The 17,903-nt window shown below is 63.6% G+C and carries 15 protein-coding genes; 9 read left to right on the top strand and 6 right to left on the bottom strand.

Annotated elements, in window-relative coordinates; translation table 11 throughout:
- Positions 1–338: 338 nt before the first annotated feature.
- Positions 339–1,322, top strand: coding sequence for an esterase/lipase family protein (locus tag TY25_RS06395; RefSeq protein WP_226887451.1), 984 nt, complete (start codon positions 339–341; stop codon positions 1,320–1,322).
- 41 nt (positions 1,323–1,363) lie between these two features.
- On the opposite strand, the gene TY25_RS06390 is transcribed toward TY25_RS06395, so the two are convergent.
- The 5 genes from TY25_RS06390 to TY25_RS06370 form a co-directional block, all read right to left on the bottom strand.
- Complete coding sequence (locus TY25_RS06390) at positions 1,364–2,119, bottom strand: hypothetical protein (protein ID WP_042254845.1); 756 nt, start codon at positions 2,117–2,119, stop codon at positions 1,364–1,366.
- On the bottom strand, positions 2,116–2,526 hold the full coding sequence (locus TY25_RS06385) for a hypothetical protein (RefSeq protein WP_146154037.1): 411 nt from the start codon (positions 2,524–2,526) through the stop codon (positions 2,116–2,118). Before TY25_RS06385 ends, TY25_RS06390 begins: the two co-directional genes overlap by 4 nt.
- A gap of 87 nt (positions 2,527–2,613) precedes the next feature.
- Positions 2,614–3,876, bottom strand: a complete 1,263-nt coding sequence (locus TY25_RS06380) for a lipase family protein (protein WP_042254842.1) — start codon at positions 3,874–3,876, stop codon at positions 2,614–2,616.
- A gap of 194 nt (positions 3,877–4,070) precedes the next feature.
- The gene (locus TY25_RS06375; protein WP_042254841.1) at positions 4,071–4,724 is read right to left on the bottom strand and encodes a TetR/AcrR family transcriptional regulator; all 654 of its coding nucleotides are present in this window, start codon (positions 4,722–4,724) and stop codon (positions 4,071–4,073) included.
- 11 nt (positions 4,725–4,735) lie between these two features.
- Entirely contained in the window at positions 4,736–5,473 is a 738-nt protein-coding gene (locus TY25_RS06370) for a TetR/AcrR family transcriptional regulator (RefSeq protein ID WP_042254840.1), read from the bottom strand.
- A 664-nt stretch (positions 5,474–6,137) separates the two neighbouring features.
- Here TY25_RS06370 and TY25_RS06365 point away from each other — a divergent pair.
- The 8 genes from TY25_RS06365 (at position 6,138) to TY25_RS06325 (ending at position 17,240) form a co-directional block, all read left to right on the top strand.
- On the top strand, positions 6,138–7,514 hold the full coding sequence (locus TY25_RS06365) for an LCP family protein (RefSeq protein ID WP_226887452.1): 1,377 nt from the start codon (positions 6,138–6,140) through the stop codon (positions 7,512–7,514).
- A 419-nt stretch (positions 7,515–7,933) separates the two neighbouring features.
- Complete coding sequence (locus tag TY25_RS06360; RefSeq protein WP_369405379.1) at positions 7,934–8,623, top strand: PAS and ANTAR domain-containing protein; 690 nt, start codon at positions 7,934–7,936, stop codon at positions 8,621–8,623.
- 322 nt (positions 8,624–8,945) lie between these two features.
- Positions 8,946–9,995: a 3-oxoacyl-ACP synthase III family protein gene (locus TY25_RS06355; RefSeq protein ID WP_042254838.1), complete on the top strand. Its 1,050-nt coding sequence runs from the start codon at positions 8,946–8,948 to the stop codon at positions 9,993–9,995.
- A 10-nt stretch (positions 9,996–10,005) separates the two neighbouring features.
- Entirely contained in the window at positions 10,006–10,914 is a 909-nt protein-coding gene (locus TY25_RS06350) for a beta-ketoacyl-[acyl-carrier-protein] synthase family protein (protein WP_042254837.1), read from the top strand.
- Positions 10,911–12,590 (top strand): fatty acid CoA ligase family protein, encoded by a 1,680-nt coding sequence (locus TY25_RS06345; protein WP_042254836.1) that lies wholly within the window; start codon positions 10,911–10,913, stop codon positions 12,588–12,590. The genes TY25_RS06350 and TY25_RS06345 overlap by 4 nt, the downstream gene beginning before the upstream one ends.
- A 109-nt stretch (positions 12,591–12,699) precedes the next feature.
- On the top strand, positions 12,700–13,893 hold the full coding sequence (locus TY25_RS06335) for an NAD-dependent epimerase/dehydratase family protein (RefSeq protein WP_226887454.1): 1,194 nt from the start codon (positions 12,700–12,702) through the stop codon (positions 13,891–13,893).
- Between the two features lie 21 nt (positions 13,894–13,914).
- Positions 13,915–15,108 (top strand): hypothetical protein, encoded by a 1,194-nt coding sequence (locus tag TY25_RS06330; protein WP_042254833.1) that lies wholly within the window; start codon positions 13,915–13,917, stop codon positions 15,106–15,108.
- On the top strand, positions 15,105–17,240 hold the full coding sequence (locus tag TY25_RS06325; protein WP_042254831.1) for an MMPL family transporter: 2,136 nt from the start codon (positions 15,105–15,107) through the stop codon (positions 17,238–17,240). Before TY25_RS06330 ends, TY25_RS06325 begins: the two co-directional genes overlap by 4 nt.
- Here the strand turns inward: TY25_RS06325 and TY25_RS06320 are convergent, their stop codons facing one another.
- Positions 17,241–17,687, bottom strand: a complete 447-nt coding sequence (locus tag TY25_RS06320) for a hypothetical protein (protein WP_146154038.1) — start codon at positions 17,685–17,687, stop codon at positions 17,241–17,243.
- Positions 17,688–17,903: the final 216 nt, after the last annotated feature.

The following is a 17,903-nucleotide window of genomic DNA, read 5'->3' as shown; positions in this document are numbered from 1 at the left end:
AACCGGGTCGATTCCATAACTCGCCACGCCAGAAAGAGCGTGGATGGCGTGTTCCATGATTGGCATCACTTGATTCATAATCGAAACAATACTACAGTCGGTTTCCGGTGCAAGATTCGAGCGAAACCCTTGGTTGACAGCATATACGCACATCCCGCCCGGCCCAGCCAGCCGACATTGCACCGGCGCAGCATTATCCCATTACCGAAACACTCATAGGCGACCACGAATCTCACCTCCGTATTCCAGCGCCACCAAGCGATCACCCCGCGCAGCATCGGAATACGAAACACATTGGCTACCAGCAGAATACGCCACATCGAAAGGAAGTCGTCTCGATGACACCCTTCTCCGCAGCCACCACGCTGCGCCGTATGAGCCGAGCTCTCGGGGTCGCGGCGGCGGTCGCACTGATGGGTACCACCGCAGCGCCGACCGCGGCGGCTACTGCGCTGCCAGAGCGGTATCAGTTCTTCGCCGGGATCGGCGACGAGCTCGCGAACCCGGGCGGATCACAACCGGGCACCAATGATTTCGACTGCACCCCGGCACCCGCGCACCCTAACCCGGTAGTACTCGTGCACGGCACAGGCGGCTCTCGACAGACCAATTGGTCCGCTTACGCTCCGATGTTGAAAAACCAGGGATACTGCGTGTTCGCGCTCACCTATGGGACGCTACCCGGCCAGTGGCCGCTCAGTTCGCTGGGCGGCATGCTCCGGATGGAGGACAGTGCAGCCCAGTTGGCCACATTCGTAGACCGCGTACTCGCCGCGACCGGCGCCCGCAAGGTCGATATCATCGGACACTCTCAAGGCACCCTGATGCCGAACTACTATGCCAAATATCTCGGTGGCGCGGCCAAGATCGACAAATACATCGCGCTCGGACCGGTCTGGCAGGGCGCGGGTCTACTCGGCTACGACGTGCTCACGCAGTTCGCCCGCGGCCTCGGCATCCCCGATGGAGAACTGCCGATCTGCGCCGCCTGCGGACAGCTCGCGCCGGATTCCGAGTTCATCGCCGCGATAAATGCGAACGGAGGGCCGTATGTTCCGGGCATCGAGTACGTGAATATCATCACCCGCCTGGATGATCCGTTCGTCGGCGAAATGCCGACCGCGCCGGATACCCGCAATGTCGTTGTCCAGGAAGGCTGTCCGACTCATGTGGTCGATCATGCCCATCTTGCCGGCTCCCGGCGCGCGGCGATTTTGGTGTCCAACGCGCTCGACCCCAACCATCAGCAACCCGTGCCGTGTGAGCATGCAGTCCTCTACTGGGCACGGTTTCCTGAGCCGGGTGCGGCATCGCTCCCATGAACGTCGTCCCGACTCCCCCGCACAGGCGCCTCAGCAGCCACTCAGGGCGTCGCGGGCGCCGGACCGTGACCCGGACGATCGTGCCCCCCGCGGCGCGCACGTTTGGGCGCGGTCATGAGGTACCCGATGAGGCCCGCCACTGAATACAACACGATGACGGTGAGGGAAATCGGCCAATCCACCCGCTCTCGCGCCGCCGCCACTTCACCTTGGGCGAGGTGACTCGCGATGCGCAGCGCATTGCTGACGACGCCGAGCAATGCGGCCGAGCCGAGCGCCAGCAGCGCTACGCGCATCTTGGCTGGTACTCGTACCACGACGATGGTCAACACAATGGCGAGATGGGCGAGCAGCCCGGTTGTCGCGGCCACGTACGAATACGCTGTTGCCGGCCCGCCGAGGTTACCGACGAATTTGACCGGAGTGGTCGGCGCATTCGAAATCGACCACAGAACCACCATGAGCAATACGGCCCCGGCCACCCCTCTCGCGATCCAGGGCACCACATGATCCAGGCCCCACGCACGGGCGACCAGGATTCCGATGTAGCAGGCGGCAGTGGCGACCAGGAGGTCGCCGAGCAGATCGGTGAAGTTGGCGAGATGGATGTCAGCGGCGGTCTGAGAGTCCAGCCAGCTGCTGTCCAACATCTCCGGGCGACGGAGCGCGACGCCGAGTACGAGCAAGGTCAATGCGACAGTGAACGGACGGGATTGCGGGACACTGCGCCACCTGGTGAGTCGCAGCACCACCATCGTCGCCGCGAGGGCGAAACAACCGATCTCGACTGCGCTCAAGTAAGCAACCCTTCCGCGATACTGGTGTCACGCCGCCAACGCCTGCGCTGGGCGCCCGATTCGCTGCTGCTGTCGTTCTCGGCGTCGGACCGCAATCGCTCCTTTTCGCGGCGAACCAACTCCTCGAGCAGTTGCAGATGTGTAGCAGACCGCAACGGCGCACTGGCCGCGGCGCGCAACGCTTCGCCCTCATCGATGAGACCCGCCGCTACCAGGCCGTCTACCGGGTTGACACCATAAGCTCTGGCAAAATCGATGACCGTTTCGGCCACGGGCGGGTCGCTTTCGCGCAAGTGCCTGCCGACCCGGTTGTTGCCGATTCCCATCCTTGCTGCAATAGCTCGCTCACTATCACCGCCCGCAACACTGTTACGCCATTCGAGAAATCGTTCCATGCGCTCGCTCACGGATCATAGTGTTCCAGACTCGGGACGCGTAAGAGGTTCGGGCGGCGCCGACACACCGCCGCCGCCCAATTCCCGCGCCCGGCCGGATCAGCCGGTGAGCGCCTGGCCGGGAGCACCGCAGGTATTGGCGGCGGGCAAGCCGGCGAACCGATCATCCAACCAACGCATCGCGGTATCGAGGCCGACAAGCTCGGCGGCAACATGCTCGACCACCGGGTATCTCACATACGTCACATCCACGCCTTTACCGCAGTAGCGGGAAACCAGGTCGTCGGCATCTTGGATGGGGGCGATCTCGTCATCGATCGCCATGAAGAGGTAGACCGGCGTCGTCGGCGTACCGTAATTGCCTGCGCGCAACGTCTCGAGCACGCGGGCGACGCCCGGCTCCGCGAGCGGCCAGGCACGATTCACCGAATAGTCCTGCACCGAGGTGAAAGCATGGCCGGCCAGAACTTCTGCCGCGCAGAGCCCGCCCAACCGTGCGCCGAGACCTGGATCCGCATACAGCGCGGGGATGTTCAGTTCTGGATATGCGCGGTCGATGCCGAACGAAGACGACAGATTGATACCCGCGAACGGTCCGCCGTTCATCAATGCAGCCGCACTGGCCATATCCACCGGCAACCCACCCGCGACAGTGCCGATCAAGTTCAGTTCGGGCGCATACTCCGGTGCCAGCTCCGCCGCGAACTCCGCTCCGCGCGCTCCGCCCGAGTAGCCGAATATTCCAACGGGGGTATCGGAACCCGGAAGCTGTGCGGGGCCGAAATTCTCGGCAGCTCGGATTCCATCGAGGACACTCCGGCCCTCCACGTAACCCGCCGCGAACTGGTTGAAGGGACCTAAATTATCCGGGATCATTACCGTGAGGCCGCGATCGACCAGATTCGCGACATTCATGAGTTCCGTGATCATGCCGGTGGTGCTCTGGTATGGCAGTCCAGCGCGAAGTTGATAGGACGGATTGCAGCGGGAATCCAGTGCGTCGATCCAGGGTATGTAGGTGAACAGCCTGCCACGGATGGCGTCCTGCGGCTTGATAATGGTGGCCACCGCCGTCCAGGGGTTGCCCTGCGTGTCCTGGCTGACATATTTCAGCTGCCAAGCAGTGTAGTTTCGCTTGGCCAGGAACCCATCCAGAGCTACTTCACGACTGTCGACCACCGCGCCCATTTCCGCATCCGCCAGCGACGGCGGTTGCGTATAGAATGGGTCATCTACCGGGTACGGCACCGATCCGGACTGCGCGGCACTGGACGGCAAACCGACCAAACCAGCACTCACCGCCAGGGCGGCGATGAGCGGTGCAATGAAGCGAGGGCGCATCATGCCGCCTTTGTAGCACATTACCAAGATAGTTCCTTACGACACGCGAGAGCTGAAACGGCCCACCTGAGCGACACGGTGGCTTACAGAACTTGCCAGGTCGAGTGCGATCACCCGGCCCGATACATTCGCTTATCGTCGAGTTTTTTGATGACCATCCAAATCCTCGATTTCGTGCACGAAACGGTCCAGGACATCGACTGCTACCGCGGTGATCAACGATCGAGCTGCACCACCCTCCATCGCTCGCCGTGCACGAGCATCAATCGGCGCGCGAGGTACTCCGTCAAATACGGCTGACATGCGGCGATGCCGATATCGCGAGCGGTGATCGACATAGCTCGCCGCAGCGCCGGCGCCGAGGGGAGACTCCTCCCCTGGACGGTGATCGCAGGCTTCAAGACTATCCGTTGCACAAGCTCAGCGGCACTGTAGGCATCTGCAACGCATCGCAGGTCCCCTTCGCGGATCGCACGCAGCAACAAGCGATGCGAGGCGGCGATGAGTTGCCCGTAGACATTGCGACGCGCCGACGGCAACTCCGACCCGGGATCACCGCGGAATACGATCAATTTTTGCGCAGCGGTACCGAACAACACCGCCAGCCAGATATCGATCAAGACAATCGCAGCAGGGCCTCGGAGGCTTTCTCTACGTTCAATCAAGTCGGCGACATCGTCGCAGCTGGAGAGAATAGCGAAGTCAAACAGATCATCCATATCCTTGAAGTGGAAGTGAAAGACCTCTCGCGAAATATGAAACCTCGCCAGTAAGTCACGGACCGCGACTTGGCCGACGCCCGCTTCCAACGCCAAGCCGACTCCACGCGCAGCCAACTCCTCGCGCGTGATGTAAATTCTGCTCTGCATCGACCCGCCCCTCAACAATCCGTCCGCGTCTTCGCGGTCAGGCCCTTGCCATGGATGCGCTCGCCGAAAGGGCCGGCCACTCTCGCCGTGGCCGTAGCGGATCTGCGATCGAGATGGGCGATTCTCCAGCGCTCACCACGTAAGAGCAACAGACGGCGCACAAGATATTCGCGTAGGTATGGTTGCCGCGTTCGGATACCGATATCGTGGGCGGTGATCGAGATCGCACGCTCCAGTGCCGCCGCCGAGGGGACGCCCCTCCCCTCGGTCACGATCGAAGGCATCAGCATTATCCGGGTCATGAGCACTGCGGCGTTATAGGCATCTTCCGCACATCGCAGGTCTCCTTCGCGAATCGCCCGAAGCAGCAGACGATGCGAGGTGACCAGTAACTGTCCGTACACATTTTGCGCCGACGGAATTTCCGTTTCCGGTTCGCCTAACACAATCAAACGATGCCTATCGGTGCCGAACAGCACTGCCAACCAGATGTCGACGAGCGCGGCGGCGGCGGGCCCGCGAAGACTTTCCCGACGCTCGATCAATCCTGCCACTTCGTCGCGACTGGCGTCGACGGCGAAGTCGTACAACTCGTCCATACTCTTGAAATGGAAGTAGAAGACCTCCCGCGAAATACGGAATCGCGCCAGAAGGTCGTAGACGGCGACCCGGTTGGCGCCTGTCTCCAATGCCAGATCCACTCCGCGGGCAGCCAACTCGTCGCGCGTGATGGAGATCCGATTTTGCATCCGCTCACCCCTCAATCATCCGGCCGGCGTTTCCGCGGCCGAGCTGTCGCCGACACCTTCGCTACAGCGCAGGTTGCAATATTGACACGTACTGTTTCAAATTACGAACAGTATGTCAACTCAGGCAACTTGCAAGTTCGGAGAAGCCGACGTCCACGCGTGTCGAACAGCACCAACCCCGCCGCCATCTGCGCCACCCCTAAACCTATAGGGAAACACTTCGTTGCATCATCGCAACGATCTTGCTAGCTTGTTGGCCGAATACGTTCCGAAATCCCTACGGGAATGCATCCCGTTCGAAACCGACTGGGGTGCCGAGCCTTTCGCACGTCGTGCCGTCCCTCGGACCTCACCACGACCCGTCTGTCGTGACACGCGCGTCGCTCTGGACGTATTCGGCCACGACGAAGGAGGCCCCTGGACAATGCGGCCAACGAGGCCCCGCAAGCACTGTGATGCCATATCCGACAGCACGAACGCGCGAGTGCCCGGCTCTCGATCGACACGCCGGTCACCGCGCTCCGCCGGCCCTGCGGCCGACGTGAGCCCCATGGCCGGACCTCGCGCGCGAGCGCGTCGCGCACGGCTGATCCGTCAACGCGCCGAGCGAGCGCGCAAGATCCGTCTCACCTCGAAAGCGATAGCGGCGGTGTTGGCAGCGACCGTGTTCACGGCGACCGGAATCGGCTGGACGATCGCCCATCGGTTCGCCAACGGCTTCGCGCGGTCGGCGGCCATCACCGCGGACGCACCTCGCTCGTTCGACGGTGCCACGAACATCCTCCTCATCGGCCTGGATACCCGCAAGGATCAGGACGGCTCCGATCTGGCCCCGGAGATCCTGGCTCCCCTACATGCGGGCGACGGCGACAACGGGGGGTACAACGCCAACACACTGATCTTGATTCACCTACCCGCCGATCTGAAGAAGATCACCGCCTTCTCCATTCCGCGCGATGACTTCGTCCCGGTTCATGACATTCCGGGTTATCGGAAGGCGAAGATCAAGGAAGCATACGGGCTGAAAAAGGCAGCCGTCCAAGCACGGATGCGAGCCGAGGGCGAGCACGATGAACGCAGGCTCGAGCGCGCCGGTCGCGAGGCCGGACGAGCATCCATCGTCAGAACCGTCCGCGACCTGACCGGAGTGCCGATCGATCGATTCGCCGAAGTGACCCTCGCCGGCTTCTACGACCTGGCAAAGGCATTAGGCGGCGTCGAGGTCTGCTTACGCAGTCCAGCACACGACACCGCGTTCTCGGGTGCCGATTTTCCCGCAGGCAGGCAACGGCTCGACGCCGCCCAATCCCTGGCTTTCGTCCGGCAGCGGCACGGCCTGCCGAACGGGGATCTGGACCGCACGCATCGACAACAGGCCTTTCTCACTTCTGTCGCCCTGGACCTGCGCCGCACAGGAACCTTCACCGATATCGCAAAGCTATCGGCACTTATGCAGGTAGCCCACCGCAATATCGTGCTGTCCCACGGCTGGGACGTGACCGAGTTCCTGACCGCGCTCAGCGACAAGGCAGAAACAGTGGAGTTCCGCACCCTCCCGATCCTGCGATACGACGTCATCGACGGCCAGGACGTCAACATCGTGGATGCGGCCGAGATCCGCCGGGATGTTCGCGAAGCATTCGGTGAGATCGAGACGTCGGAACCGAAGCCGACGAGCACCGTCGACGTGATCAACGCCGGACAGACGCAAGGAGCAGCCGCAGCACTGGCCGCGGCACTCTCTGCACACGGTTACAAGGTCGGCACGACCAGCAACGGAGTGGGCCACAGATCAGGGGTCCTCCATCCCCCCGGCAATTCGTCGGATGCCCGTCAGCTGGCCGAGCTGCTGGGCGAATTACCGGTAACCGAGGCCGATCACGTCGGAGCAGGCCATGTCGAGATCGTGCTGGACGACGACTTCGAGATGCCCACCGGCCTGCGGCCCCGAGCCGACCCTGGGCCGACCGCCCGGGCCCCCGACATAGGCGACGCCTTCGGCACACAACTGGGCAGTGCGACGATTCCGTGCGTGCATTGAAACCCGAGAAGCCGAGCACACCGGGTCGATTGTGATTCACATTGCACCACGAAGAAAACACGCCCCCTACGCCGTACCGCGCAGATTCCATGCGGGAGAACGCATCATCATGGTTGTACCCCCAGCATCCGACTTGACAGTGCGACCCAATTTCGCAACACTAGATTTCGTTGTCGGAACATCTCGCACACTGCGCGAGACCCGCTCGATCGCAATGACACTCATGCTCCAAGGCATGCCCGATCCCCGGGCGACAGCTCCCATCACCCGGGGATCGGCGCAGCGACCGTCGCAGCACAGTTGCCGGACAGGGCCGACCTCCCCATCGACCCGCCGCCAGGTGCCCTACCTCTCCGCCTGGCTCCCGCATCTGAGATAGCGCGACGGTCGACGATGTGCGGGAGTGCACCCCCCACCGCATGGTGCACTCCCGCACATTTCGACCAGCAGGCGAGTCACCGAAACCGACGACCACGCGGAGGTGTTCCATGTGGAATCGTTCGATGGCCCCGACAGGCAGGTTCCGATTCCGGCTGCGCGAGCAACGATGGGAATGGTCGCGCGAGGTAGCCGCACTTTACGGATACCCAGCCGAAACGATGGCGCCGCCCACCGAACTTTTGCTGACGCACAACCATCCCGACGACCACACCGCGGTCGCCGACACCTTGGCGGCGATGCTCGAAACCGGTCGGGCGCTGAGTCGCGTGCACCGGATCATCGACACCGCCGGCGATGTACACCATGTCCTCGTCGTCGGCGAGCGATGGGACGACGACAACGGCACCGCCGTCGGCACCGCCGGCTACTACATAGATGTCACGAGAACTCTCGAAGAGACCCGCAGAGAGACCCTCGACAAAACCCTGCCACGTCTGGTCGCCGGCCGACAGGCGATCGAACAAGCCAAGGGTGCACTCATGCTCGTCTACGGGCTCTCCGCCGAGCACGCTTTTCGGGTGCTGATCTGGCGCTCCCAGGAGACCAACACCAAACTGCGCATCCTGGCCGAAGAGCTCGTCGCCTCATTGGCCCGCTTCGGTGGGGCCGCGCCGACTACCCGCACTCGCTTCGACCACCTGCTGCTCACGACGCGCGACCTCCGATGACCCTGCGTGACGCAGCCACGGTAGCAGTAATTTATGTTTCATAACTGCATCAACAGTCTCGAAGCGACAGCGCACGCCTGGGATCATTTTCGCAGCGGCGGGCGACATAGGGAATAAATTAGCAGGTCAAGGCGGCTGCTTCGCCAAGCATCTCACCCCCGAGACTGTCGAGTAGCTCGGATCACATCGAAGCGCAATCAGCTTGACCGTGGTGAATTTGGGACAGTATGTTGCATAATCATGTCACTGTCACGCCTAGCCCCAGACGGCTCGGACTGAGGCACCAGCCCGCCACATACCTCTCGAACTTCAAGGAGCACCCGTGCCCCATTCTCGATTCGAATCGCTCGGCGCTTACCTGCCCGACAAGCGCGTCACGACGACAGAACTGCTCTCCCGGCTGAAGACGCCGCCGGCGTTCGACCTCGAAAAGGTCACGGGCATCGCGGAGCGTCGGGTGCACGACACGAGTCCGGACTCCTACGAGGATTCCTGTGCCCTCGCGGTCAAGGCTGCCGACGATTGCTTGTCCCGATCGCGGTATGCCGCCGACGAGCTGGACGTAGTGATCTCGACCTCGATCACGCGCAGCAGACACGCCACCCGAATGTACATGCAGCCTTCTCTGGCCTCGACGATCGCCGAGAGCATCGGTGCCACCACGGCGACCACCTTCGACGTGTCCAATGCCTGCGCGGGGATGATGACCGGTACGTACATTCTGGACCGAATGATCCGTGCCGGGCTCGTTCGCAATGGGATGGTCGTCAGCGGCGAAGCGATCACTCCGATCTCCGACACCGCCGTCGAAGAGATCTCCGAGCAATACGATCTCCAATTCGCTTCTTTGACGGTCGGCGACTCCGGGGCCGCGGTCGTTCTGGACCGCGCGGTCGATGACGGGGATCGCATCGAATACATCGAACTGGCAACCGCCGCGCAGTTCTCCCACCTGTGCCTCGGCATGCCCAGTGACAAGTCCCAGGGTATCGCCCTCTACACCGACAACCGGCAGATGCACAACGAGGCACGGTTCCTGCTGTGGACCGATACACAACGCGCCTACTACTCGGCTCAGCGCACCACCTTCGCAGCGGAGAAGTTCGACTTCCTCATCCATCACCAATTCGGTGCCGCTGCGGTTCCTTTCATGAACGCGATAGCCGAGCGTGAGTTCGGCGCCCCGATGCCGACGGACCTCAACGTCCTCTCCAAGTACGGAAACACCTCTACTACTTCACATTTCATCGTGCTGCACGACTACTTGAGCCGAGGCGAGATTCCCGCTGGCTCGAGGTTGTTGATGGTACCCGCCGCCTCCGGGGTCGTCGGAGGGTTCCTGTCCACCACCATCTCTTCTCTGAAAGTCTGAGGTCGCAGCCATGGGCGTACGCATCAAGTCGACTGGAACCGGCAAAGGCAGCGACACTTTCAGCAGTATCGGTCAGAGCGGGTGGGCGGCGCGACAGAGCCTGGAGCGAGCGGAATTGCGGCCCGACCAAGTCGGCGTCCTGATCAATGTCGGGGTCTTCCGTGATTTCAATACTGTCGAGCCGGCCATGTCGGCGTTGATCCAGAAGGCAGCCGGTATCGGTCTCGACTACGCATACGGCGACCCACGGACCTTTTCGTTCGATCTGATGAACGGCGCGGTCGGCGTCCTCGATGCCGTGCAGGTGGCGCAGTCCATCCTGGAAACCCGCAGCGCCGAGTACGTGCTGATCGTTTCCGGCGACACCCATCCGTCACTGTCCAGGTCGGTGGGCGACGACGAATTCCCCTATGCCACGGCGGGGGCAGCGTTACTGCTCGAACTCTCCGACGGTCCTGAAGCTTTCGGCCATGTCCATACCGTGGTGGGCCGAGGCGACCCTGCGGTCGAGTCCTACGTCGACGTCGACACCATGGGCCGGAGCGGTCGCAGCCGGATGACGGTCGAGCATGCACCCGACTTCGAGGAACGTCTGCTGCGCGTAGCCGACGAGGTCGCACGTACCGCGCTCGCCCAGGGGCCGGCGATCGATCCGGCGACGACGGTATTGATCGCCTCGACGCCTACCGCCGAATTCCCACATCGACTGGCCGAGCGGCTCGGAATAACGGAAACCCGCACTCCGGACATCTCCGCGGGTGATCCGCACACCTCGGCGCTGCCGCTGGCCTATGACAGTGCGGTGCAAGACGAATCGCTGAACGGTTTCAGCGAGGTATTGTTCGTCGCGGCCGGCGCCGGGCCGACGGCGGCGGCGGTACGGTACCGATTACCGGATCGGATCGAGGCGCACGCGTGACGGCGGGCACCTACTGGCGCACGGTCGACAACTTCCGTGCCACCGCCTCGGCCGACCCGCAGCGAGAAGCTCTCCTCTTCGCGACCAGCAGAGGCAGCCGGGCGCTGCCGAACTACCGGGCCCTCACCTACCGCGAACTCGACAACTGGTCCGATGTCGTCGCCGAACGACTCACCGCGGCAAGGGTTTCCAGCGGCACCCGAGTCATCGTGCTCGTACTGCCCGGCCCCGAGCTGTACGCGATCATGCTCGGCTTGTTCAAGATCGGCGCGGTGCCGGTCGTCATAGATCCGGGCATGGGGGTACGCAGAATGCTCCGCTGCCTGCGATGTGCTGACGCAGAGGTCTTTATCGGCATGCCCCGCGCGCACGCTGCGCGGGTGGCGTTTCGCCACTATTTCCGGAGCGTGCGTGTACTGGTGACGGTGGGACGACGCTGGATCTGGACTGGGGAAACGCTGTCGCAGTGGGGCAGAACGCCTGCGGCGAGCAGACCGCACCCGCGACTACCGGCCCCCGACCACGCACCCTTGTTGGTGGCGTTCACCACCGGTAGCACCGGTCCGGCGAAAGCCGTCGAGCTCACCCACGGCAACCTGACCGCGATGGTCGATCAAGTCCACGACGCTCGTGATCGAGTGCCCCCGGACACGTCTTTGATCACCCTGCCCTTGGTCGGGCTGCTGGATCTCTTACTCGGATCCCGATGCGTGCTCCCACCATTGGTGCCCGGCCGCGTCGGCTGCACCGACCCGGCGCATGTGGTGGACGCGATCACTCGATTCGGCGTTCGCACCCTGTTCGCCTCACCCGCGGTGTTGATTCCGCTGCTGGCGCATCTTCGTCGAAGCCGCGCACGGCTGCCGTCGCTCTGGAGCGTTTTCTCCGGCGGCGCACCGGTGCCGGATTGGTGCGTCGCCGGATTGCGAGCGGTCCTGGAGCCGCACGCTCAGGTGTTCGCAGGTTACGGCTCGACGGAAGCCCTGCCCATGGCCACCATCGAGTCGCGCGAACTGTTCAGCGGCCCTTCAGATCATGCGCACATCGGCTACGGCACCTGTCTCGGCAGGCCTGCCAGCGGCGTGCGGGCACGGATCGTCGCGGTCACCGACGACCCTATCCCCACGTGGGCGGACGCGCAGGCTCGGGCGAGCGAACTGGCGGCGACTCGCGGCATCGGCGAGCTGGTGGTGTCCGGGCCGAACGTCAGCACCCGCTATTACTGGCCGCCGGCCGCGAACACGACCGGAAAGATCACCGACGGCTCGGAAATCTGGCACCGCACCGGCGATCTGGCCTGGATCGATGGCGACAGCCGGATCTGGTTCTGTGGCCGCAAGAGCCAGCGCGTGGAGACCTCGGCGGGGCCGATGTTCACGGTACAGGTAGAACAGATATTCAATGTGGTCCCCGGCGTAGCACGGACCGCGTTGGTGGGGATCGGCCGCGTCGGCGCTCAGCATCCCGTGTTGTGCGTCGAGCTGGAGGCCGGCGCCAACCGACCGGCCGTGGAAGCAGCCCTACGAGCCAGAAGAGCACAATTCGACCTCACCACGCCGATCACCGAGTTTCGCTTCCACCCGTCCTTTCCGGTCGATATACGACACAACGCCAAGATCGGGCGCGAACAACTGGCCCACTGGGCGGCCCGGCGGCGATCGGCCGACGGACGATGAAAAAGCATGCGCTCCAGGCCATCCCACTACTCGGCTGGGGATTCCTGCTGATCGGCGCGATTGCCGCAGTCGCCGGGCACACGCCCGAGAGCCGAGCATTGCGCGCACTGTGGTCGGCAGACGCGTTTCTCAGCATCGTGGTGCACGCAGCCCAAATCCCGTCGGCGTTACGAGCGACCGCCTCGAGCGATCACTCTCGACTCGAAATCGCCGTAATGACGCAAATTTTCGGCATGACCCGGCGACAACATCGGAGGGCACGGTGAAAGTCTTGGTGACCGGCGCCTCTGGATTCCTGGGCGGCGCACTGGTGCACAAGCTGGTTCAGAACGGCGAGCACGACGTCTCGATACTCGCTCGACCGACGAGCGATCTACGCGATATCACCTGTCGCGATGAAATCGATGTCGTGCTCGGCGATCTCGGCGATGCCTCGTCAATCGCGCGAGCGATCAGCGGTGCCGATATCGTCCTCCATGCCGCGGCACGAGTGGACGAACGTGGCACACGTGCCCAGTTCTGGGACGAAAATGTCCGTGGCACCGAACGATTGTTGTCCGCAGCGCGCCGAAGCGGCACCACCCGGTTCGTCTTCATCTCGAGTCCGAGCGCGCTGATGGACCGGGACGACGGCGATCAAATCGACATCGACGAGTCGGTGCCATACCCGAAGCGATACCTGAACCTGTACTCGGAGACAAAAGCCGCCGCGGAGCGAGCCGTACTGTCCGCCGACACACCGGGTTTCCGCACCTGCGCGCTGCGGCCGCGCGCGATCTGGGGCGCGGGCGACCGGTCCGGCCCGATCATCCGGCTACTCGAGCGTACGGCAGCGGGGAAACTCCCCGACCTGTCCTTCGGCCGCGACGTATACGCCTCGATGTGCCATATCGACAATATCGTCGACGCCTGCCTCGAGGCGGCGAACTCGGAAAATGTCGGCGGCAGAGCCTATTTCATAGCGGACCGGGAAAAGACCGACGTGTGGCGATTTCTCGCCGAGGTCGCTGGGCGCCTCGGCTATCCACCGCCGAGCCGAACCCCGGACCCTCGCCTCGTGCGAGCCGCCGTGGTGGCAATAGAGGCGCTACGGTGCGTCCCTACGGTCGCTCGCCGCTGGTCACCCCCGCTCTCGCGCTACACAGTGGCGTTACTCACCCGCACTGCTACCTACGACACCAGCGCCGCAGCAAGAGATTTCGGCTACCGCCCCCTCGTCGGCCGCGATCGAGGCCTTACCGAATTCTTGGAATGGCTCGACAACGCGGGCGGGATAAACCAACTCAATCATCGACTGCGGTGATCGAACCAAGAGGAGTCCGACATGAGCACCACCTTTTGCCGCCCTATCTCCTCCATCGAGCGTATGTACTTTCCGATGCGCGAGATGGCGCCACCGTTTCTCATGCAGCTGGAGATCAAGGGGGAAGGCACGATCGATGCGGCGCAGTTACGTGCGGCCGTCGAGATCGCCGCCGATGCTTGCCCCGGTGCACGGCTGGTACGCGACGGCGATTACTGGGTGGACAGCGGTGTGCCCCCGGCAGTCCGCGAAGTCTCCGGGCACAAGCTCAATGGTGCGCGGCTGGAGGAAGATCCGGTGCTGACCAGCCCCATCGGACCGCGCCCCGAATCCACGTGCGAGATCCTCTTGCTGACCGCTCGACCGGTGACCGTTATCTTCCGAGCATTTCACGGCGTAATGGACGGCAGAGGCGTAGTGCTGTGGGCCACCAATGTCTTCCGCGCGTTGCGTGGACAACCGCCACTGGCGATGGCGGATCCGATCAGCGACGAAGGACTCGTGCGTGAGTTGGGTCCGACCGGCAAGCCGACCCTGCTGATTCCGCGCTTCCGCTCCCCCGTCGGGCACGGACGCCAGAACCGCGATCGAGCGAAACACCTACTGCGGCACCGCTCCATCAAAGTAGCCGGGTCAGGGGCCCTGGCGCGCGTCGCTCAGGTCCTCGCCACGGAGGCGGGGTCGACACAGCGCATCATGATGCCGGTCGACCTCCGCAGACACGCCCCCGAACTGCGTTCGACCGCCAATCTGGCGCTTCCCCTGTTCCTCGACGTCGCGCCCGGTCAGAGTTGGGTCCAGATCAACGCGGACAAGCGCGCCGGGCTCGCCGAGCGCCGAGAACTCGATCAGATCGGCAACAGTTCGATCGCCGCCGCACCCGCTCCGGTCGCGCGCACCATCCTGCGCGCCAGCAATTGGCTAGGCGCACGATTCGGTCGAAACCTGGTCTCCGCGGCCGTATCTCATCTAGGGCGGTTCGATCTGGAAGAACTGAGCACACCGGAATTCGTTGCGACAACTGTACGAGCCCTGCCGCAACACAGTGTGGCGATGCCGCTGCTGTTCGCGATGACCGAAGCGGGTGGTCTGACAGAGCTGACGGTGTCGGCGCGCAACGGGCGCGGCATCGAGAGTCGGTTGGAGGCATTGCTCGACCGAATCACCGTGGCGCTGGAGGAAGGTGTCCTGCAGCGCGCTTCCTCCTCCGCATGAACACGTTGACGCGCGCCGTGACGGCGAGCCCGAAACTCGCGCTCGCCGTCACGGTCTGTTGCACGATGCTGTTCGGACTATTCGGACTGAACCTGCAGAACACAGTGAGCATCGGCGGTTTCGATGACCCCGGTAGCGAATCCGCTCTGGTAGACCAGGTCGTTCGGGCGAAATCAGGTTCGCAGAACCCCGATGTGATCGCCGTCTACACGGTGCCGGAGGGGCAGACACTGGCAGACCTCGGCCCCCGGGTCGCGCAGTCAGTCGACCGCATCGCCCCCGAGCATCTCGCCCGACGGGTCGAAACCTATTGGAACAACGTCCCGCCACGGCAAGGCGCGCTCCGCTCCGCGGACGGCGCCCAGGCCCTCGCTGTGGTGTTCCTGGCAGGGGACGATACACAGCGCATCACTGCATACCCTGACATCGCGGCAGCGCTGCGGGTTCCGGGCGTAGAAACTCGATTCGCCGGCTACAGCGCACTCGCGGACGAAATCAGCAAGCAATCCCGTCATGACCTGATTCGCGCCGAATCCCTCTCGCTGCCGGTGACGCTCGCCATTCTGGTCTTGGTCTTCGGCGGGGTGGTCGCAGCCGCTTTGCCAGTAGCGATCGGAATACTCACCGTGCTCGGTTCTTTGGGCGCGATCGGGCTAATCGCGCGCTACACCGAGGTCAGCGTGTTCGCAGTCAACGTCGTTTCCCTTCTCGGGCTCGGACTGGCCATCGACTATGGCCTTTTTCTCGTCAGCAGGTATCGAGAAGAACTCGCGACGGGCTGCTCGGTGCCCGCTGCGGTGGGCCGAGCGATGGCTACCGCCGGGCGAACCATCACGTTCTCGGCGTTGCTGCTGGCCTGCGCGTTCGCGGGGACATTCGTGTTCCCGCAGGCCGCGTTGCGTTCGCTCGGATTCGGCGCCATATCCGCGGTACTCCTCGCTGCTCTGTTGTCCCTGATCGTATTGCCCGCCGCACTGCTGATACTCGGACCGAGGATCACGCGCTGGACTTGGCGCGCCGACGCGTTCGAACGAGGCGAACAGCGTGCCGCACGCTTCTGGGATCGTGTGGTCGGTGCGGTACTGAAGCGCCCGCGGCTCGTTGTCGTCGCAGTCACCGCCGTGCTGCTGGTATTGGCCGCGCCCTTGGCGGGCGTACGGCTCGGCGAGGTCGATCACACCGCGCTGCCTGCGGGAAACTCCATGCGCGACGCCGTCGACGACCTGACGACGCGCTTCCCCTTCGCCAACAGCGGCGCGACCGTTCTCATTCGCGGTGATGTCTCCGCATCGGCCGCAATATCCGAGCAGATCGGCACCGTGCCGGGTGTCCGTCAGGTGCTACGGATGAGCGGCGACAGCGACGCGGTCATCTTGCACGCCGCCCTGGAGGCTCCCGATCGCACGCCGGCAGCCAACGAAACGGTTACCCGGATAAGACAAGTCGACGTTCCCGTGGGCACCGAGTTGCTGGTGGGTGGTGGATCCGCAACGGTCGTCGACGGCGTCGATGCCATCGTCGCTCGACTGCCGCTCATGATCGCGGCCATGGTCACCGCGACCATGGCGCTGCTGTTGCTCGCATTTCGCTCGGTCATGTTGCCGATCAAGGCGGTGTTGATGGCCGCACTCAGCCTGGCCGCCACCTTCGGGGTGCTGAGCTGGATCTTCTATCACGGCAATCTATCCGGCGTCCTCGGCGTGAGCACCGGGCCGCTGTCCGGAGGCATGATGGTGTTGATCATCGCTGTCGTATTCGGCTTGTCGACCGACTACGAGGTCTTCCTGCTCTCCCGGATGGCCGAAGCGCACCACGCGGGCGCCGATACCGCGAGCGCGGTGCGCACCGGCGTCGTGAAGACCGCGCGGGTGATCACCGCCGCGGCGACCCTGCTCGTCGTCATCACCGGCGCGTTCACCCTTTCGCCCCTGACCCCCATGCGCTTCCTCGGCATCGGGATGATCGTCGCCCTACTCATCGACGCAACACTGGTCCGAATGCTGCTGGTCCCGGGGCTGGTCCAATGGATGGGCCGAATCAACTGGTGGCCGTCGGGCCGGCAGCCTCACAAAGAACAAGCTCCGCCGCGGGGTACTACGCCCGAGCTTGTCACCAGCACCGACGCGAGATAGTCAGTTCCGGCTGTCCTGATGGAAATCGATATCGACCCCGGTGCGCAGTTCCGGTTCGGTGAACAGTTTCGACGCCGCTATCGCCGGGAGCGAGATCTGATACACCCCGACGCCGATGGGCACCTGATGGACCGTCAGCGCGTATTCACACACGTGTTGACCAGGTACCGGCGCTCCCGTGCCCAGCTGGGAAAGGGCGAGGACCCGGTCACCGGAGCCGGTCGTCACCCACAACAGCTCTCCAGCGTGCAGGCAGCCCGACCGTAGCCGAGTCCGCCACGGTTCGGTGGCGTCGTCATGTACTCGGAGCGTGCCGGACACGGTAAACGAATACGGCGAATCGTGCTCGATGGTTTTCTCCGGCCCGCAGCCGACGACCAGCCCGAGCACGGCCGTCAACAGCGGAGCACTCCGACGTGTGAGCAGCCGAGTATTTCTGATCTTCATGCGGCGACCTCCTCGTTCCTACTCGCCCGATTCGGCGCAGCGAGGCTTGTTTCAAATACGCACCATAATATGCCATATTCGATGCATTAGCATCGGTCCATGGCCACCCCCGAAGGATGGCTCCCGAACCTTGCCTAAGGCGGCCCAGATGCGATGACGTGCACGCGCACCGCCGAGAGCGCGTCGTACGTGTTGCATTTTCGGTTCAATACGAAC

Origin of the sequence: Nocardia brasiliensis NBRC 14402, from assembly GCF_000308475.2 — a bacterium.
In the GTDB taxonomy this organism is placed as follows: domain Bacteria; phylum Actinomycetota; class Actinomycetes; order Mycobacteriales; family Mycobacteriaceae; genus Nocardia; species Nocardia brasiliensis.
Note: the sequence above shows the minus strand (reverse complement) of the source record. Positions and strands in the feature narration are given on the sequence as shown.

What these genes read in the sequence shown, in the direction of transcription:
- TY25_RS06395 (WP_226887451.1), top strand. Translation starts at nt 339, where the DNA reads ATGACACCCTTCTCCGCAGCCACCACGCTGCGCCGTATGAGCCGAGCT.
- TY25_RS06380 (WP_042254842.1), bottom strand. Translation starts at nt 3,876, where the DNA reads ATGTGCTACAAAGGCGGCATGATGCGCCCTCGCTTCATTGCACCGCTC.
- TY25_RS06375 (WP_042254841.1), bottom strand. Translation starts at nt 4,724, where the DNA reads ATGCAGAGCAGAATTTACATCACGCGCGAGGAGTTGGCTGCGCGTGGA.
- TY25_RS06370 (WP_042254840.1), bottom strand. Translation starts at nt 5,473, where the DNA reads ATGCAAAATCGGATCTCCATCACGCGCGACGAGTTGGCTGCCCGCGGA.
- TY25_RS06360 (WP_369405379.1), top strand. Translation starts at nt 7,934, where the DNA reads ATGGTGCACTCCCGCACATTTCGACCAGCAGGCGAGTCACCGAAACCG.
- TY25_RS06350 (WP_042254837.1), top strand. Translation starts at nt 10,006, where the DNA reads ATGGGCGTACGCATCAAGTCGACTGGAACCGGCAAAGGCAGCGACACT.
- TY25_RS06330 (WP_042254833.1), top strand. Translation starts at nt 13,915, where the DNA reads ATGAGCACCACCTTTTGCCGCCCTATCTCCTCCATCGAGCGTATGTAC.
- TY25_RS06325 (WP_042254831.1), top strand. Translation starts at nt 15,105, where the DNA reads ATGAACACGTTGACGCGCGCCGTGACGGCGAGCCCGAAACTCGCGCTC.
- TY25_RS06320 (WP_146154038.1), bottom strand. Translation starts at nt 17,687, where the DNA reads ATGAAGATCAGAAATACTCGGCTGCTCACACGTCGGAGTGCTCCGCTG.